At 60.4% G+C, this 16,407-nt stretch carries 17 protein-coding genes; 12 read left to right on the top strand and 5 right to left on the bottom strand.

Annotated features, from left to right (window positions below):
• Window positions 1-16: 16 nt before the first annotated feature.
• From rpmG to trxB, 3 genes are all read right to left on the bottom strand, one after another.
• Window positions 17-187, bottom strand: a complete 171-nt coding sequence (rpmG, locus tag RS694_RS15150) for a 50S ribosomal protein L33 (protein ID WP_029707149.1) — start codon at window positions 185-187, stop codon at window positions 17-19.
• A gap of 11 nt (window positions 188-198) precedes the next feature.
• Complete coding sequence (rpmB, locus tag RS694_RS15145) at window positions 199-432, bottom strand: 50S ribosomal protein L28 (protein ID WP_029707150.1); 234 nt, start codon at window positions 430-432, stop codon at window positions 199-201.
• A 321-nt stretch (window positions 433-753) separates the two neighbouring features.
• Window positions 754-1,707 (bottom strand): thioredoxin-disulfide reductase, encoded by a 954-nt coding sequence (gene trxB / locus RS694_RS15140; RefSeq protein WP_029707151.1) that lies wholly within the window; start codon window positions 1,705-1,707, stop codon window positions 754-756.
• Window positions 1,708-1,831: 124 nt separating this feature from the next.
• Here trxB and RS694_RS15135 point away from each other — a divergent pair, with 124 nt between their 5' ends.
• The 10 genes from RS694_RS15135 (at window position 1,832) to RS694_RS15090 (ending at window position 12,328) form a co-directional block, all read left to right on the top strand.
• Window positions 1,832-2,506: a Crp/Fnr family transcriptional regulator gene (locus tag RS694_RS15135; RefSeq protein ID WP_029707152.1), complete on the top strand. Its 675-nt coding sequence runs from the start codon at window positions 1,832-1,834 to the stop codon at window positions 2,504-2,506.
• 8 nt (window positions 2,507-2,514) lie between these two features.
• Window positions 2,515-4,860: a DNA translocase FtsK gene (locus tag RS694_RS15130; RefSeq protein WP_029707153.1), complete on the top strand. Its 2,346-nt coding sequence runs from the start codon at window positions 2,515-2,517 to the stop codon at window positions 4,858-4,860.
• 59 nt (window positions 4,861-4,919) lie between these two features.
• Window positions 4,920-5,549, top strand: coding sequence for an outer membrane lipoprotein periplasmic chaperone LolA (gene lolA, locus RS694_RS15125; RefSeq protein WP_029707154.1), 630 nt, complete (start codon window positions 4,920-4,922; stop codon window positions 5,547-5,549).
• 16 nt (window positions 5,550-5,565) lie between these two features.
• Window positions 5,566-6,348, top strand: coding sequence for a flagellar brake protein (locus RS694_RS15120; protein WP_051391821.1), 783 nt, complete (start codon window positions 5,566-5,568; stop codon window positions 6,346-6,348).
• Between the two features lie 8 nt (window positions 6,349-6,356).
• Window positions 6,357-7,652 carry a replication-associated recombination protein A gene (locus RS694_RS15115; RefSeq protein WP_037247094.1) on the top strand — a complete coding sequence of 432 codons (1,296 nt, stop codon included), beginning with the start codon at window positions 6,357-6,359 and terminating at the stop codon, window positions 7,650-7,652.
• 232 nt (window positions 7,653-7,884) lie between these two features.
• Window positions 7,885-8,814: a branched-chain amino acid ABC transporter permease gene (locus RS694_RS15110; protein WP_029707157.1), complete on the top strand. Its 930-nt coding sequence runs from the start codon at window positions 7,885-7,887 to the stop codon at window positions 8,812-8,814.
• 13 nt (window positions 8,815-8,827) lie between these two features.
• Window positions 8,828-9,913, top strand: coding sequence for a branched-chain amino acid ABC transporter permease (locus RS694_RS15105; protein WP_029707158.1), 1,086 nt, complete (start codon window positions 8,828-8,830; stop codon window positions 9,911-9,913).
• 12 nt (window positions 9,914-9,925) lie between these two features.
• The gene (locus RS694_RS15100) at window positions 9,926-10,696 is read left to right on the top strand and encodes an ABC transporter ATP-binding protein (protein WP_029707159.1); all 771 of its coding nucleotides are present in this window, start codon (window positions 9,926-9,928) and stop codon (window positions 10,694-10,696) included.
• Between the two features lie 18 nt (window positions 10,697-10,714).
• Window positions 10,715-11,434, top strand: coding sequence for an ABC transporter ATP-binding protein (locus RS694_RS15095; RefSeq protein WP_029707160.1), 720 nt, complete (start codon window positions 10,715-10,717; stop codon window positions 11,432-11,434).
• Window positions 11,435-11,458: 24 nt separating this feature from the next.
• Window positions 11,459-12,328, top strand: a complete 870-nt coding sequence (locus RS694_RS15090) for a DMT family transporter (protein ID WP_037247080.1) — start codon at window positions 11,459-11,461, stop codon at window positions 12,326-12,328.
• 121 nt (window positions 12,329-12,449) lie between these two features.
• On the opposite strand, the gene RS694_RS15085 is transcribed toward RS694_RS15090, so the two are convergent.
• Window positions 12,450-13,502, bottom strand: coding sequence for a CDP-6-deoxy-delta-3,4-glucoseen reductase (locus RS694_RS15085; RefSeq protein ID WP_029707162.1), 1,053 nt, complete (start codon window positions 13,500-13,502; stop codon window positions 12,450-12,452).
• Window positions 13,503-13,542: 40 nt separating this feature from the next.
• Here RS694_RS15085 and RS694_RS15080 point away from each other — a divergent pair, with 40 nt between their 5' ends.
• A complete protein-coding gene (locus RS694_RS15080) occupies window positions 13,543-14,454 on the top strand; it encodes an SDR family oxidoreductase (protein WP_029707163.1) in 912 nt (303 codons plus the stop codon).
• Window positions 14,455-14,458: 4 nt separating this feature from the next.
• Here RS694_RS15080 and RS694_RS15075 read toward each other — a convergent pair whose 3' ends face one another.
• Window positions 14,459-15,166, bottom strand: a complete 708-nt coding sequence (locus RS694_RS15075; protein WP_051391822.1) for a phosphatase PAP2 family protein — start codon at window positions 15,164-15,166, stop codon at window positions 14,459-14,461.
• Window positions 15,167-15,288: 122 nt separating this feature from the next.
• Here RS694_RS15075 and RS694_RS15070 point away from each other — a divergent pair, with 122 nt between their 5' ends.
• Complete coding sequence (locus tag RS694_RS15070; RefSeq protein ID WP_029707165.1) at window positions 15,289-16,392, top strand: nucleotidyltransferase family protein; 1,104 nt, start codon at window positions 15,289-15,291, stop codon at window positions 16,390-16,392.
• Window positions 16,393-16,407 lie beyond the last annotated feature (15 nt).

Here is a 16,407-nt window from a genome sequence, read left to right as displayed (position 1 = left end):
ACTGGAAGAACCTGAATTACTTCAGCTTCATTTCCTTGTAGTCCACATGCTTGCGAGCGACGGGATCAAATTTCTTGATCAGCATCTTCTCGGGCATGGTTTTCTTGTTCTTGTCGGTCGTGTAGAAGTGACCGGTGCCAGCTGTAGATTCCAGCTTGATTTTTTCGCGTCCGCCTTTGGTTGCCATGGTTTTTCTCCTTATGCCTGGCCACGTGCGCGCAGATCTGCGAGCACAACATCAATACCCTTTTTGTCGATCAAACGCAGACCTGCGTTTGAAATACGCAAACGGATCCAGCGGTTTTCGGTCTCGACCCAGAAACGGCGGTATTGCAGGTTCGGCAGGAACCGGCGCTTTGTTTTGTTGTTGGCGTGGGAAACATTGTTTCCGACCATGGGGCCTTTGCCCGTTACTTCACATACGCGTGCCATGTGGACACTACTCCGATATAAACGGTTTTCACGGAGGATCAAAATGGCTTGAAAAACAAACCGCTTCGATCTCGCTCCAACCTCACCTCGCCAAGAAAAAGGGTGGCGGTAACCCCCCGCCCATTCACCACTATCTGTGCCTGGGCGGAACTGCCAAACCCCGAATGACGGGAAATCCCCTCACGGGGAGAATTCAGCAAAGCCTCGGATTATAGCCTAACGGCAAATATCCGGTCTGGATCAATGTGCCGCCGAGCCTGTCCAAGGCAAATTAGTGCTTGGGAGGGGGAGCGACTCCGGCAGCGCCGGAGCCTTGAGCCTTTATTCCTGCTGTTCCAGAAAGCGCTGGGCATCCAGGGCTGCCATGCAGCCTGTGCCGGCGCTGGTGATGGCCTGACGGTAGACGTGGTCAGCCACGTCGCCCGCGGCAAATACGCCGGGGATACTGGTTTGGGTGGCAAAACCCTTGAGGCCACCCTGGGTGGTCAGGTAGCCGCCCGCCATTTCCAGTTGGCCCTGGAAAATTTCGGTATTGGGCGCATGGCCAATAGCAATAAAGCAACCCTTGAGCACCAAATCTTCGGTCGAGCCGTCTTTGGTGCTCTTGATGCGGATACCGGTCACGCCGGAGGCGTCGCCCAGTACTTCTTCCAGGGTGTTGAAGGTTTTTAGCACGATCTTGCCCGCGGCTACCTTGTCCATCAGCTTGTCCACCAGGATGGGCTCGGCCTTGAACTTGTCACGGCGGTGCACGAGATACACCTTGCTGGCGATATTGGAGAGGTACAGCGCCTCTTCCACGGCGGTGTTGCCGCCACCGACCACGCAGCAGACCTGTTCGCGGTAGAAGAAGCCGTCGCAGGTGGCGCAACCGGAGACGCCGCGGCCCATGAAGGCCGTTTCTGAGGGCAATCCCAAGTATTTGGCAGAGGCGCCGGTGGCGATAATGAGCGAATCGCAGGTGTATTCGTCGGTATCGCCCTTCAAAGTGAAAGGACGCTTGCTCAGATCCACCGTGTTGATGTGGTCAAACAGCACCTCGGTTTTGAAGCGTTCGGCGTGCTCCAGAAAGCGCTGCATCAGTTCCGGGCCCTGCACGCCCTGCACGTCGGCAGGCCAGTTGTCGACCTCGGTCGTGGTCATCAATTGACCACCCTGGGCCATGCCGGTGACCAGTACCGGATTCAGGTTGGCGCGGGCGGCATAGACGGCTGCGGTATAGCCGGCGGGGCCAGAGCCCAGAATGAGCACTTTGGCGTGTTTGGAGGAGGGCATGGGCTACCTATGGTGTGTGAAACGAAAGCAAGGCCGTGTACAGTTGGCGATCAAGAGTGAGGGGCCTGCAGACTTGTGGGCCTGATTGTAAGAAACCCTATTCTGTTTTTCAGGGAACGATTCAATGTCAATGCTGAGCAACCTGGATTTGATCCGCAGGGTCCCCCTGTTTGCGATGCTCACGCCCCAGCAGACCGAATCCTTGGTAGATGTGGTCGGCAAACGGCGATTCAAGCGTGGCGAAGCCATGGTGGAGCAAGGGAAAACCTCCCACGCGCTGTACATCATCCTGGCCGGTCGGGCCCGAGTGCTGATGACCGACCGCAAAGGCCGCGAGGTCATTCTGGCCACCCTGCGGGCCGGTGACTATATTGGAGAGATGAGCCTGATCGACAACGACGCCCATTCCGCCACCGTGCTGGCTGAGGTGCAGACCGATGCGCTGGTACTGGGGCGGGACGACTTTTCGCGTTGCGTCAGTGAAAACACCTCCATGGCTTACACCGTCATGCGGGGGCTGGTGCAGCGTTTGCGCAGTGCCGACCAGAAAATTGGTTCCATGGCCCTGATGGGTGTTTACGGCCGGGTGGCCACGGTGCTGCTGGAGTCGGCCGTTTCTGGTGACGACGGACAGATGGTGATACGGGAAAAAGTGTCCCGCCAAGACATTGCCAAGATGGTGGGTGCGTCGCGCGAGATGGTCAGCCGGGTGATGAAAGATTTTGAAGAGCAGGGTTTTATCGAAACCCTGCCAGGCGGTGCGGTGCGCGTGATTGAACGCCGCGCCATCCCTCGTTGATTGGTGACATGACATATTCGCTCAATACCCTGAATTCCAGCTCCACGCCCGCGTCTGCAGGGCCGTCCGGCGTCGGCCGGTTTGCCAATGAAATTGCCCTGAGCGTGGGCTTTGTGGCCTTGTTGTTGTGGTTGATTGCCCTGCTGAGTTATTCGCCGCTGGATGCGGCCTGGTCCACTTCCGGTGCCGGCACGGCCGTGGTCAACCGGATCGGGCGCCTGGGGGCCTGGGTGGCCGATCTCAGTTATTTCCTGTTGGGCTTCTCGGTCTGGTGGTGTGTGGCGGTGTGTGTGCGCCTGTGGTTGTCGGTGCTGGCAAACCGCTTGCGCGGTGAAGATTGGCCGGGTGTGCCCTCTGATGTGGCGGCCGCCGGCGCCTGGACCCAGTGGGCCCGGCGCTTGGGATTCTGGTTGGGTCTGGCCATGCTGATCTATGGCAGCACCTCTCTGGAGTGGGCGCGCCTCTACAGCCTGGAGTCGCGTTTGCCGGGTTACAGCGGCGGGGCGCTGGGTTACCTGGTCGGGCCTTGGAGCGTGCAATGGTTGGGTTTCGCAGGTTCCGGTCTGGTCTCCATTGCCTTGGGCGTATTGGGCGCTTCCATGGTGTTCGGTTTTTCCTGGATGCATGTGGCCGAGCGTATTGGGGCGTGGGTGTATACGCTGGTGGAGACACAGCGCGAGAAGCGTGAACTGGCGCAGGACATGGAGCTGGGCCAGCAAGCCATGCGCGAGCGCGAAGAAGTGGTAATGGAAGAGCGCGAAGAGATTGAAGTGCATCACCCGTTGCCGGTGGTAATTGAGCCCGTCATCGTTGATCTGCCCCCCAGCACGCGCGTGGCCAAGGAACGGCAAAAGCCCCTGTTCTCCGAAATGCCGGACAGCAAGCTGCCGCAGGTGGCGCTGCTGGACGGCGCCCAGTTGCGCCAGGAAACCGTGGCCCCCGAGACGCTGGAGATGACCAGCCGCATGATCGAGAAGCGCCTCAAGGATTTTGGCGTTGAAGTGCGCGTGGTGCTGGCCCAGCCCGGCCCGGTGATTACCCGCTACGAGATCGAGCCCGCCACGGGTGTGAAGGGTTCACAGATTGTGGGCTTGGCCAAGGATTTGGCGCGTTCGTTGAGCCTTGTTTCCATTCGCGTGGTGGAAACCATCCCCGGCAAAAACTACATGGCGCTGGAGTTGCCCAATGCCAAACGCCAATCCATCAAGCTGTCCGAAATTCTGGGTTCACAGGTCTACAACGACAGCAAGTCCCTGCTGACCATGGGCCTTGGCAAGGACATCGTCGGCAACCCCATCGTCGCCGATCTGGCCAAGATGCCCCACGTGCTGGTGGCCGGTACCACTGGCTCCGGCAAATCCGTGGGTATCAACGCGATGATTCTTTCGCTGCTGTACAAGGCCGAAGCGCGCGATGTACGCCTGCTGATGATCGACCCCAAGATGCTGGAAATGTCGGTGTACGAGGGTATTCCGCACCTGCTGGCCCCTGTGGTGACCGATATGCGCCAGGCCGCGCACGGCCTGAACTGGTGCGTGGCCGAGATGGAGCGCCGCTACAAGCTCATGAGCAAGATGGGTGTGCGCAATCTGGCGGGTTACAACGTCAAGATGGACGATGCCAAGGCGCGCGGTGAGTTCATCTACAACCCGTTCAGCCTGACGCCCGAATCCCCCGAGCCGCTGGAGCGCCTGCCGCACATCGTGGTGGTGATCGACGAACTGGCGGATTTGATGATGGTGGTGGGCAAAAAGATTGAAGAGCTGATTGCCCGTCTGGCGCAAAAGGCGCGGGCTGCCGGTATCCACCTGATTCTGGCCACGCAACGCCCCAGCGTGGACGTGATCACCGGCCTGATCAAGGCCAATATTCCCACGCGTATTGCCTTCTCGGTGGGCTCCAAGATTGACAGCCGCACCATCCTGGACCAGATGGGCGCAGAAGCCTTGCTGGGCATGGGCGACATGCTCTATATGGCCAGTGGCAGCGGCCAGCCGATCCGCGTGCACGGCGCCTTTGTCAGTGATGAAGAAGTGCACCGCGTGGTGAGTTACCTCAAGAGCCAGGGCGAGCCCAACTACATCGAAGGCGTGCTCGAAGGCGGCACGGTCGATGGCGAAGACGGCCTGCCCGGTGAAGCGGGCGGTGGTGGCGAGAAAGATCCGATGTACGACCAGGCCGTGGAAGTGGTGCTCAAAAACCGCAAGGCCAGTATCTCGCTGGTGCAGCGCCACCTCAAGATTGGCTACAACCGGGCCGCGCGTTTGGTGGAAGACATGGAAAAAGCCGGGCTGGTCAGCAGCATGAGCGGCAGTGGCCAGCGCGAAATCCTGGTGCCTGCGCGTTCGGAGTAACCTTGTGGGTCAGACCACTTTGCGCAGCAAATGTGCTCTGACCCCAACCCTACAGATTTATGAAGCAAATTGCTCTTATTTTGATAGCTGCTTGCGCAATATCCGCGAGGGCTGGAGGCCTGGAAAGCCTTGAAAACTTCGCCAAAACGGTGAAGACGGGCCGGGCTGAATTCAGCCAGGTGGTGACCGCGCCTGCCAAGGACGGTCAGGCCGCACGTGCCAAAACCTCCAGCGGAACGTTCGAGTTCACCCGCCCCAACCGTTTCCGCTTCGTCTACAAAAAGCCGTTCGAACAAACCATGGTGGCCGATGGCCAGACCCTGTGGTTGTACGACGTGGACCTGAACCAGGTCACCGCGCGCAAACAGGCTGCCGTGTTGGGCTCCACCCCCGCCGCACTGATTGCATCGGCCCCCGATCTGAAAGCCCTGCAGGCTGACTTTGCTTTGGCTGCTGCGCCCGACAAGGACGGTCTGGAGTGGGTGCAGGCCACGCCGAAAGCGAAAGAGAGTTCGCTGCAAAACGTGCGCGTTGGCTTCAAGGCCGGCGAATTTGCCGTGCTGGAAATACTGGACAGCTTTGGCCAGCGGTCGGTTATGACGTTTACCGGCTTTCAGGCGAATGCGGCGCTGGACGCCAGCATTTTCCAGTTCAAACCGCCCGCGGGTGCAGATGTGATCCGGCAATGATGAAAGTGCACACACCATGAATAGCCAGGTGGCGACGCGCGACGACCAGGATTCAGATGCAAGCAATGACAGCCTGAACGGAAACACCACCAAGCCGGAGTCGTCAGGCGCGTCGCAGGACACGTTTCCTTTTGACGCGATGAACCTCAAGGTGGGGGACCGCTTGCAGGCACAGGTGCCCGCCAACGTGTCCACGGAACGCTGCTCCGTGCGCCTGATCGGGTTTATGCCGGGGCTCAGCATCCTGGTCACCGCGCCAGTGGCTGCCGACGGTACACGTCTGCAGCTGATGGAAAAAGACGTGCTGATCATGCGGGTTTTTTCCAGCCAGAACGCCTTTGGTTTCGCATGCGATATTCAGCGGGTTTGCAAGCTACCCTATAACTACCTGCATCTTTCTTTCCCCAAGGAAGTGCAGGGTACCGTGATACGCAAGTCCGCCCGTGTGCGCGCCAAGATCATCGCCAAAGTCTTTTTGGAGCGTGCAGCGGACACCGAACTGGCGGGCATCATCTCGAACCTCAGTGCCAACGGTGCGTTGCTGGATGCCCGGCGCAATACCGCTGAGGTGGGCGACGTGATGCGTTTGAATTTTCGGCTGAAACTGCACAACATCGAGACGACGTTGACACTGCGGGCCGCAGTACGCGCGGTCATTGAAGACGAGGCGCTCAAGCAGAGCGGCACCACGCTGGCGCACTTCGGTCTGGAGTTTGTCGACATGCAGCCGAATGACCAGATGCTGTTGCAAAGCATGGTCTACCAAAAGATGATCGAGCAGCCGCAATCCCTGGTTTGATGGCTTCCATGACGAGCACAGCCGCCCGCAACCACCAACCCCTGGCCGAGCGCCTGCGCCCCAAGACGCTGGGTGAGGTGATTGGCCAGCAGCATCTGCTGGGCGAGGGTATGGCTTTGCGCCTGGCGTTTGAGTCGGGCCAGCCGCACAGCTGCATCCTCTGGGGGCCGCCGGGCACCGGCAAGACGACGATTGCACGGCTCATGGCCGACGCCTTCGACGCGCAGTTCATCACCATCAGCGCGGTGCTGGGCGGTGTGAAGGACATCCGCGAAGCGGTGGAGCAGGCGCAAATCGCACGCGATGGCCTGGAGCAGCGCCACACCATCGTGTTTGTGGACGAGGTGCACCGCTTCAACAAGAGCCAGCAGGACGCCTTTTTGCCGCACGTGGAAAGCGGCCTGTTCACCTTCATCGGCGCGACCACCGAGAACCCGTCTTTCGAGGTCAACTCGGCCTTGCTGTCGCGGGCCGCGGTCTACGTGCTGCAGCCGCTCGGTGAGGAGGATTTAAAGCAAATCGTAGCCAGAGCCCGCGCAGATGGTGCGCTACCAGCTATCGAAAACATAGCAATTGATCGCCTCATTGCCTATGCCGATGGCGACGCCCGGCGCCTGCTCAACACACTGGAAACGCTGGCCGTCGCCGCCGTGCAGGAGAAGGTGGAGGAAATCACCGATGTCTGGCTGCTCAAGGTCCTGGGCGAGCGCATGCGCCGTTATGACAAAGGCGGTGAGCAGTTTTACGACACGATTTCCGCGTTGCATAAAAGTGTGCGCGGCAGCGACCCGGACGCTGCGCTCTACTGGCTGGTGCGCATGCTCGATGGCGGTGCAGACCCGCGTTACATGGCGCGCCGTCTGGTGCGTATGGCCAGCGAGGATATCGGCTTGGCCGATCCGCGGGCATTGCGCCTGGCGCTGGACGCGGCCGAGGTGTACGAGCGCCTGGGCACGCCCGAAGGCGAGCTGGCGCTGGCCGAGTGTGTGGTCTATCTGGCCGTAGCGCCCAAATCCAACGCGGTCTACAAGGCCTACAACGAGGCCCGGGCCTTTGTGAAGAAAGACGGCACCCGTCCGGTGCCTATGCACCTGCGCAATGCGCCAACCAAGCTCATGAAGGAGCTGGACTACGGCAAGAACTACCGTTACGCACACGACGAGGAGGGCGGTTTTGCCGCCGGTGAGCGTTATCTGCCTGATGGCATGCCCGATACCGCGTTTTATCGCCCGGTGGAACGCGGGCTGGAAATCCGCATTGCGGAAAAAATGCGCACCTTGCAGGCACTGAACCAGAAGAAATAACGACCCACGCGCTTCTTGCGCCCGGCGGAAGCACAAGAGGGTAAACCCCCGCAGGCGTGGGCCGTAACAGCGGTTGCCGTTCGCTACAATCCCCCCCACTCAACCGCCACACATCCATCGTGGCGGGTTTCTTGCTTAAGAACAGGTACAGCCCACAAGGCCGGACCGCTTGTCAACAATTTGCTGAAACAAACTGCTGACCCATGCGCCGGCCAAAAATCGGAGAAGTTTTATGGATATCTTGATACAGCAGATCATCAATGGTCTGGTGTTAGGCAGCATGTATGCGCTCATTGCTTTGGGCTATACCATGGTGTACGGCATCATTAACCTGATCAATTTCGCCCACGGCGAAGTCATGATGGTCGGGGCCCTGACCAGTTGGACCATCATCGGACTGATGCAGGAGTCCATGCCCGGCACCCCCGGCTTCGTGATTCTCTTTATCGCTCTCATCATTGCCTGCGTGGTTGCCGCTTCGCTGAACTTCGTGATCGAAAAGGTGGCTTACCGGCCCCTGCGCAACAGCCCCAAACTGGCCCCGCTGATCACTGCCATCGGCATGTCCATCCTCTTGCAGACGCTGGCCATGATCATCTGGAAGCCCAACTACAAGTCCTACCCCACGCTCTTACCCAACACGCCGATTGATGTTGCCGGTGCAGTGATCACACCGACCCAGGTGATGATCTTGTGTGTCACTGCCATCTCCTTGGCGATACTGATGTGGCTGGTCAATTACACCAAGCTGGGGCGCGCCATGCGTGCCACCGCCGAGAACCCGCGTGTGGCGGGCCTCATGGGCGTGAAACCTGATGTGGTGATTTCCGCTACCTTCATCATTGGCGCCGTGCTGGCCGCCATTGCCGGCGTGATGTACGCCTCCAATTACGGTACCGCGCAACATGCCATGGGCTTCCTGCCCGGCCTGAAAGCCTTTACGGCTGCGGTGTTCGGCGGCATTGGCAACCTGGCCGGTGCGGTGGTCGGGGCCATTCTGTTGGGCCTGATCGAATCCATTGGTGCGGGTTATATCGGGCAGTTGACCGGCGGTGTGCTGGGCAGCCATTACTCCGACATCTTCGCCTTCATCGTGCTGATCATCGTCTTGACCCTGCGTCCTTCCGGCTTGCTGGGTGAGCGTGTGGCGGACCGTGCCTGAGGAATTTGCAAGCATGAAACAAACGCAAAAAATTATTCTGTTCCTGATTGCCGCGGTCGGCCTGATCGTGCTGCCCATGCTGTTGCAGGGTTTTGGCAACGCCTGGGTGCGCATTGCCGACATGGCTCTGCTGTACATCCTGCTGGCCCTGGGCCTGAACATCGTGGTGGGCTATGCTGGCCTGCTGGATCTGGGCTACGTGGCTTTCTTTGCCATTGGTGCTTACATGTACGGGCTGATGGCATCGCCGCATTTGACGGAAACCTTCCCCCTTCTGGCCGGCATGTTCCCCAATGGCCTGCATACACCGCTGTGGGTCGTGGTTCCGCTGGGGGCCGGTATTGCCGGCCTGTTCGGCATCCTGCTGGGCGCACCGACCTTGCGTCTGCGCGGTGACTACCTCGCCATCGTGACTCTGGGCTTTGGCGAAATCATCCGCGTGTTCCTGAACAACCTGGATCACCCGGTCAACATCACCAATGGTCCCAAGGGTCTCCTTGGCATCGATTCCTTGCATTTCTTCGGCTTCGACCTGGGCAAGAAGCACAGCTTCTTTGGTTTCGAGTTTGCCTCGGTGTCGCTGTATTACTACCTCTTCCTGGCGCTGGTTGTCATCAGCGTGGTGATCAGCCACCGCCTGGAGCTGTCCCGCGTGGGCCGCGCCTGGATGGCCATTCGTGAAGACGAAATTGCCGCCAAGGCCATGGGCATCAACACCCGCAACATGAAACTGCTGGCCTTCGGCATGGGCGCCACGTTTGGCGGTGTGTCCGGAGTGATGTTTGCCTCCTTCCAGGGCTTCATCTCGCCCGAGTCCTTCAGTCTGATGGAGTCGGTGATGATCGTGGCCATGGTGGTACTGGGTGGCGTGGGGCATTTGCCTGGTGTGATTCTGGGTGCTGTCTTACTGTCGGCCCTGCCCGAAGTGCTGCGTTACGTGGCAACCCCGTTGCAGGCCATGACTGGCGGCCGACTGGACGCTTCGATTCTTCGCCAACTGCTGATCGCCCTGGCCATGATCATCATCATGCTGTCGCGCCCCCGTGGCCTCTGGCCTTCACCCGAGCACGGCAAGTCCTTGCAGAACGCCAAGGCCTGAGGAGAACAACAAATGACAGATACCGTACTCAATGTTTCCGGTGTATCCAAGCGCTTCGGCGGCCTGCAGGCCCTGAGCGATGTGGGTATCAACATCAAACGCGGTCAGGTGTATGGCCTGATCGGCCCCAATGGCGCGGGCAAGACCACATTCTTCAACGTGCTCACCGGCCTGTACACACCCGACAGTGGCACGTTCGAACTGGCTGGCAAGACCTACCAACCCACGGCTGTGCACGCTGTGGCGAAGGCTGGCATTGCGCGCACTTTTCAGAACATCCGCCTGTTTGCCGAAATGACGGCACTGGAAAACGTGATGGTGGGCCGCCACATCCGCACCCACTCCGGCCTGCTGGGCGCGATTTTCCGCACCCCTGGGTTCAAGTCTGAAGAGGCAGCGATTGCCAAGCGCGCACGGGAACTGCTGGACTATGTGGGCATCGGCAAGTTTGCCGACTACAAGGCCCGCACGCTGAGCTATGGTGATCAGCGCCGTCTGGAAATTGCACGTGCCCTGGCGACCGACCCGCAACTGATTGCGCTGGACGAACCCGCCGCTGGCATGAACGCCACCGAAAAGGTCATGTTGCGCGAGCTGATTGACCGCATTCGCAACGACAACCGCACCATTCTGCTGATCGAGCACGACGTCAAACTGGTCATGGGCCTGTGTGACCGCGTGACCGTGCTGGACTACGGCAAGCAGATTGCCGAAGGCACGCCTGCCGATGTGCAGAAGAACGAAAAAGTGATTGAGGCCTACCTGGGCACGAGCGGGCACTAAGCCCCCGAAGGAACAAGAATGACAAGCAAAACTTTGCTCAAAGTGACGGGCCTCAAGGTGTCCTACGGTGGCATCCAGGCCGTGAAGGGTGTGGATTTCGAAGTGCACGAAGGCGAACTGGTCTCCCTGATCGGTTCCAACGGCGCCGGCAAGACCACCACCATGAAGGCCATCACCGGTACGCTGGGAATCGCCGGTGGTGATATTGAATACATGGGCAAGAGCATCAAGGGCCAGGGCCCCTGGGATCTGGTCAAGCAGGGCCTGGCCATGGTGCCGGAAGGCCGTGGTGTGTTCACCCGCATGACCATCACCGAAAACCTGCAGATGGGTGCCTACATCCGTGACGACAAGGACGGCATTGCGCAGGATATCGAAAAGATGTTCACCATCTTCCCGCGCCTGCGTGAACGCAAGGACCAACTGGCCGGCACCATGTCGGGCGGTGAGCAGCAGATGCTGGCCATGGGCCGTGCGCTCATGAGCCGTCCCAAGGTGCTGCTGCTGGACGAGCCTTCCATGGGTCTGTCGCCCATCATGGTCGACAAGATCTTTGAGGTGGTGAAAGACGTCTACGCCCAAGGCGTGACCGTGCTGCTGGTGGAGCAAAACGCCAGCCGCGCGTTGTCGATTGCCAACCGTGGTTATGTGATGGAGTCTGGTATCGTCACCATGAGTGGTGATGCCAAGCAGATGCTCAACGACCCCAAGGTGCGTGCCGCCTACCTGGGCGAATAAAACGCTGCGGTGGTTTGGGCTCGGGTGAATATCCACGTCCTGGCGTTGTTGCTGGTCACCCTGGTCTGGGGTGCCACCTTTCCGGTCCTGAAGATCGCTACCGCGCAGCTAAGCGGGGTGGAGGTCTCGGCCCTGCGCTTCATGCTGGCTGCCGTATGCATGGCGCCTTTTGCCCTGCGGCTGCCACGCCACACCTGGCGGGACGGCGGCCTGCTGGGTGCGCTGGTGCTGGTGTCGTATGTGGCGCAGGCATTCGGTCTTGAGTACATCTCCTCCAACCGCAGCGCCTTTCTGACCAGCCTCAACGTGTTGATGGTGCCGCTGCTGGGGATGGCCTTTGGCGCCCGCCCAACGCTGGTGATGTTGCTGGCCGCCGCTTTGGCCTGTGCCGGTATTGGTTTGATGTCGTGGGACGGTGGTGCGAACCTGCTGGCCGATGCGGCCACGGTGTTCGGTGCGCTGGCCTACGCGCTGTATGTGATTGTGTTGTCCCAAAGGGCTGCACGCCACCAGCCGCGCCAGCTTGCGGCTGCGCAAATTGTCTGGATGGCGGGTCTGGCCTGTGTCTGGATGCTGCTGGATGCGTGGGGCACGGACAAACTGCAAACCCTGCCATCCCGCCTGAACGCCGAGATTCTCTGGGGTCTGGCCTATCTGGGTGTGGTGGCGACGGCCGGCATGCTGTTTTTGCAGGCCTGGGCACAACGCGCAGTTGCGGCCGACAAGGCCGCGCTGATTTACGCCATGGAGCCGGTGTTTGCGGCATTGTTTGCGTGGATGTGGCTGGCAGAGGCCTTGACCCTGCGCGCGGCTCTGGGCGGCGCCATGGTGGTGTGTGCCGTGGTGCTTAGCGAGTGGCGCCCAGCACCCGCCGAAGTCGCGGTGCAGAGCTAATAGCTGCACACAAAATACAAGCCAAATCGGGCTGTATCCCTCATGGGGATTGCGTAAGCAGCTATGAATTCAGTAGCAAATCGCAGCGTTCAGTCCGCGTGTTTGTGGCTGAGTCCCGGCGCTACGCGCCATGTTTGTCCGCTTCCGAGGTGAACGCGTCAGCAAAAAACTCTTCTTCGGGCAGTCCACCCGTGGCGCAGAAATCGGCCTTGGCGGACTCCACCACGATCGGCGCACCACAGGCGTACACCTGATGTCCCGAGAGGTCGGCAAAGTCCTGCAATACGGCGCGGTGTACAAAACCGGTGCGCCCGGTCCATTGGTCGTCGGGCAGCGCATTGGAAACCACAGGCACATAACGCAGATGCGGCATGGCGGGCAACTGCGCGCGCAGCCAGGCGTCCATGTACAGATCAGCAGGACGCCGTCCACCCCAGTACAGCGTGACAGGGCGGGTGGAGTTCAGGTGCTGCAGTTGTTCGAGCAGGGCTTTGACCGGCGCAAAACCGGTGCCCGAGGCGAGCAGGATGATGGGCTTGTCGGAATCCTCACGTAAAAAGAAGGAACCATACGGCCCTTCGACCCGCAGGATTTCCTTTTCCTTCATGGCGCCAAACACATGGTCGGTGAACTTGCCGCCGGGCATATGGCGGATGTGCAGTTCCACACCGGGGCCGTTGTGCGGTGCATTGGCCATGGAGTAGCTGCGCCGCGCACCATCGCGCAGGATAAATTCGATGTACTGCCCGGCCCGGTAGGCAAAGGTGTCGTTGGCGGGCAGTTGCAGTTGCAGCACCATGACGTCATCGGACAGGCGTTGCAGTGTGGTGACCCGGGTGGGCATGCGTTTGATGGGCAGCGCACCCAGTTCGGTCACCTGGCGGGATTCCAGCACCACGTCCGTTTGCGGCTGGGCGCAGCAGGTCAGCACATAACCATCGGCCTCTTCCTGAGGGCTCAGCGCCTTGGTCTGGTGGTTGGTGTGTATGACCGTACCCGAAAGCTTCTTGCATTTGCAGGAGCCGCAGGCGCCGTCCTTGCAGCCATAGGGCAAACCCACGCCTGAGCGAATGCCGGCTGCCAGCACCGATTCCCCGGCATCCACGCTGAAAACGCGGCCGCTGGGCTGTACGGTGACGGAATAGGGGGCAGAGCCTGCCGCGGGTGCGCTCATCTTTTGGGTATCCTTGGGATTTTCTGGACAGCCTGCGATTTTGCCTTCAAACCAAAGCCCACTCGGCGCGCTGCCTGCGCGATTTCGGCGCGAGCGTGTGCTGGTGGTTGGGTGTGGTGATGTCGGCCAGCGCGTTGCCCGCAACCTGCAGCCCCGTGTGCGTCTGCTGGCGCTCACCTCCAATGTCACCCGGGTCGCCGCTTTGCGCGCGCAGGGCGTGACGCCTTTGCTGGGCAATCTGGACCAAGCCGCCACAGTCCGGCGTCTTGCGGGTCTGGCGACGCGGGTCGTGCATCTGGCCCCGCCGCCGGGTGAGGGCTGGACGGATCCGCGCACCCGTAGTTTGTTGCAAACGCTGCGCAGGCGTGGTCTGCCCCGCAGCGTGGTGTATGGCTCCACCAGCGGGGTGTACGGGAATTGTGATGGGGCTTGGGTGGCGGAGTCACGCGCCGTGAATGCCGATACGCCCCGGGCGATGCGTCGTGTCGATGCTGAGCAAAATCTGCGCTTTTTTGGACGTGCCACGGGGGTGCGCAGCAGCATCCTGCGTATTCCCGGCATTTACGCGCCAGACCGTGAGGGCGGTACGCCGCGCACGCGTCTGCTCAAGGGCACACCCGTACTCCAGGCGGCGGACGACGTGTACACCAACCATATCCATGCAGATGACTTGGCGCGTGCCTGCGTGCTGGCGCTCTGGCGTGGGGGAGCGCAAAGGGTCTACAACGTCAATGACGATACGGTGCTGAAGATGGGTGACTACTTTGACTTGGCAGCAGACCTCTACGGGCTGCCGCGCCCACCCCGCGTGGCACGTGCCGGTGCGGGGCAACAACTGTCATTGCAGTTGCTGAGTTTCATGGGGGAGTCCAGGCGCCTTGTAAACACCCGTTTGAAGCGTGAACTGGGCTTGCGGTTGCGCTACCCCACGGTACACAGCGGTTTGTTGTAACCCGCTACTGTGTAACGGGTGTGCTCTCAGCGTAGAGGCGCTGCAAAACCTTCCAGACCAGCCAACTGCACAGCAAGGTGATGGGCCCCGCCCACAACACATCACTCAACCAGTGGGCCATGTCGGACATGCGGGCGAAGCCGATGGCACCTCCTGCGAGCAGACCGCCTGCTGCCCACCCGATTTGTCGGCGGCGCTGCACCAGCATCAGGCTTACCCAGAAGAAACCGCAGGCCACATGGCCGCTGACAAAAGAGCAGTTGTTATCGCACTGGTCTGTGATCACGGCGGCCCGGGTGAATGCTTGGGTGCCGCCAAATTCCTGCACCTGGTAGGGGCGGGCGCGCTGCCAGTTGTCCTTGAAGCCGCTATTCACCAGCAAGCCCGGTCCCAAAATGCCTGACAACACCACAAAGGCCAGAGGCAGGCGCCAGGCCTTCAGGGCAGGTTTGAGCGACGCCCAAATCCAGCCCCCAAATGCAAGCAGCAGCAGCACACGAAAGGCCGCGGGCACATAGAAGTTGATCCATTCCACCCACCACCACTGCACGGAGGTGAAACGCGCCTCGGGCCCGGCAAACAGGGCCGCGGCACGCAGGTCCCAAGTGGTCCAGAGGGTAGGGACCAACGCCAGCAGAATCAGCAGCCCCAACACCCACCAGAAAAGCGGGGGTGTGCGGGGCGTGGTGGGGCTGGAGTCCGGAGCGCGCATAGGCTGGCTGGGGTGGGTTGGTACGGGCTGCCATTGTCGGTGATTTGCATGCGGGGCTTGCTTTAAACTCGTCGCAAGGGCCTGCATTTGCGCAGGCCATCACACCACAGGAACACGCACGAATGACCAAGGGAATGATTCTGGCTGCTGGTCAGGGCACACGGGTGCGTCCCCTGACCCGGGATTTGCCCAAACCCATGGTGCCCATCCTCGGTAAGCCCGTCATGGAGTACCTGATCGAACATATGGCACGCCACGGCGTGCGCCAGATCATGGTCAACGTGGCCTACCACCACCGCAAGATTGAAGAGTACTTTGGTGATGGCCGCCGTTGGGGCGTCGAGCTGGGCTATTCCTACGAAGGGATGCTGGACCACGGAGAGATCACGCCCCATCCTATGGGCTCTGCGGGCGGCATGCGCCGCATCCAGGACTTTTCCGGTTTTTTTGACGAAACCACACTGGTACTGTGTGGTGACGCGCTGGTGGATCTGGATATTGGTGCTGCCTTGGCACAGCACCGCCAGCAGGGCGCCGTGGCCAGTGTGATTGCGCTGGATGTGCCGCGTGAGCAGGTGGCAAACTATGGCGTGGTCGTGGCCGACGCCGCCGGACGGGTGCAGTCCTTTCAGGAAAAACCCACGCCTGCACAAGCCAAATCCACCCTCGCCAGCACCGGGATCTACATTTTTGAGCCGGAAGTGTTGTCCCTGGTGCCACCGGCGCAGACCTTTGATATTGGCTCCCAGCTCTTTCCGCTACTGGTCGAAAAAGGACTTCCTTTTTACGTGCAGAACCAGGCGTTCAACTGGATTGATATTGGCCGGGTCAGTGATTACTGGTCGGTTCTGCAGCGCGTGATGCAGGGCGAGGTGGCGCACATGACCATGCCGGGCCACGAAGTGCGTCCTGGCGTATGGGTGGGCCTGAACACGCCGATAGACTGGAACACCGTCACTATTCAGGGGCCGGTGTATATCGGCTCCAGCGTGTGCCTGGAGCCTGGCGCCACCATCACCGGGCCGGCCTGGATAGGCCATGGCAGCCATGTCCGTGCGGGTGCCTCGGTCACCCGCAGCGTGTTGTTTGAGTACACGCGGATCGGTGCGGGCATGCACTTTGAAAACATGGTTATTTCTCCGCATTACTGTGTGGACAGTTCCGGTACAACCATTTACCGGGGTGACGACAACAGCGCCTTGCGCTGGAGTGACGCAAGGGCTTGAACCAAAAAATGAAGC

The organism is Rhodoferax saidenbachensis (genome assembly GCF_001955715.1).
GTDB classification, from domain to species: Bacteria; Pseudomonadota; Gammaproteobacteria; order Burkholderiales; family Burkholderiaceae_C; genus Allorhodoferax; species Allorhodoferax saidenbachensis.
The sequence above is the reverse complement of the archived record's forward strand: the minus strand, read 5'-3'. Positions and strand labels throughout refer to the sequence as shown.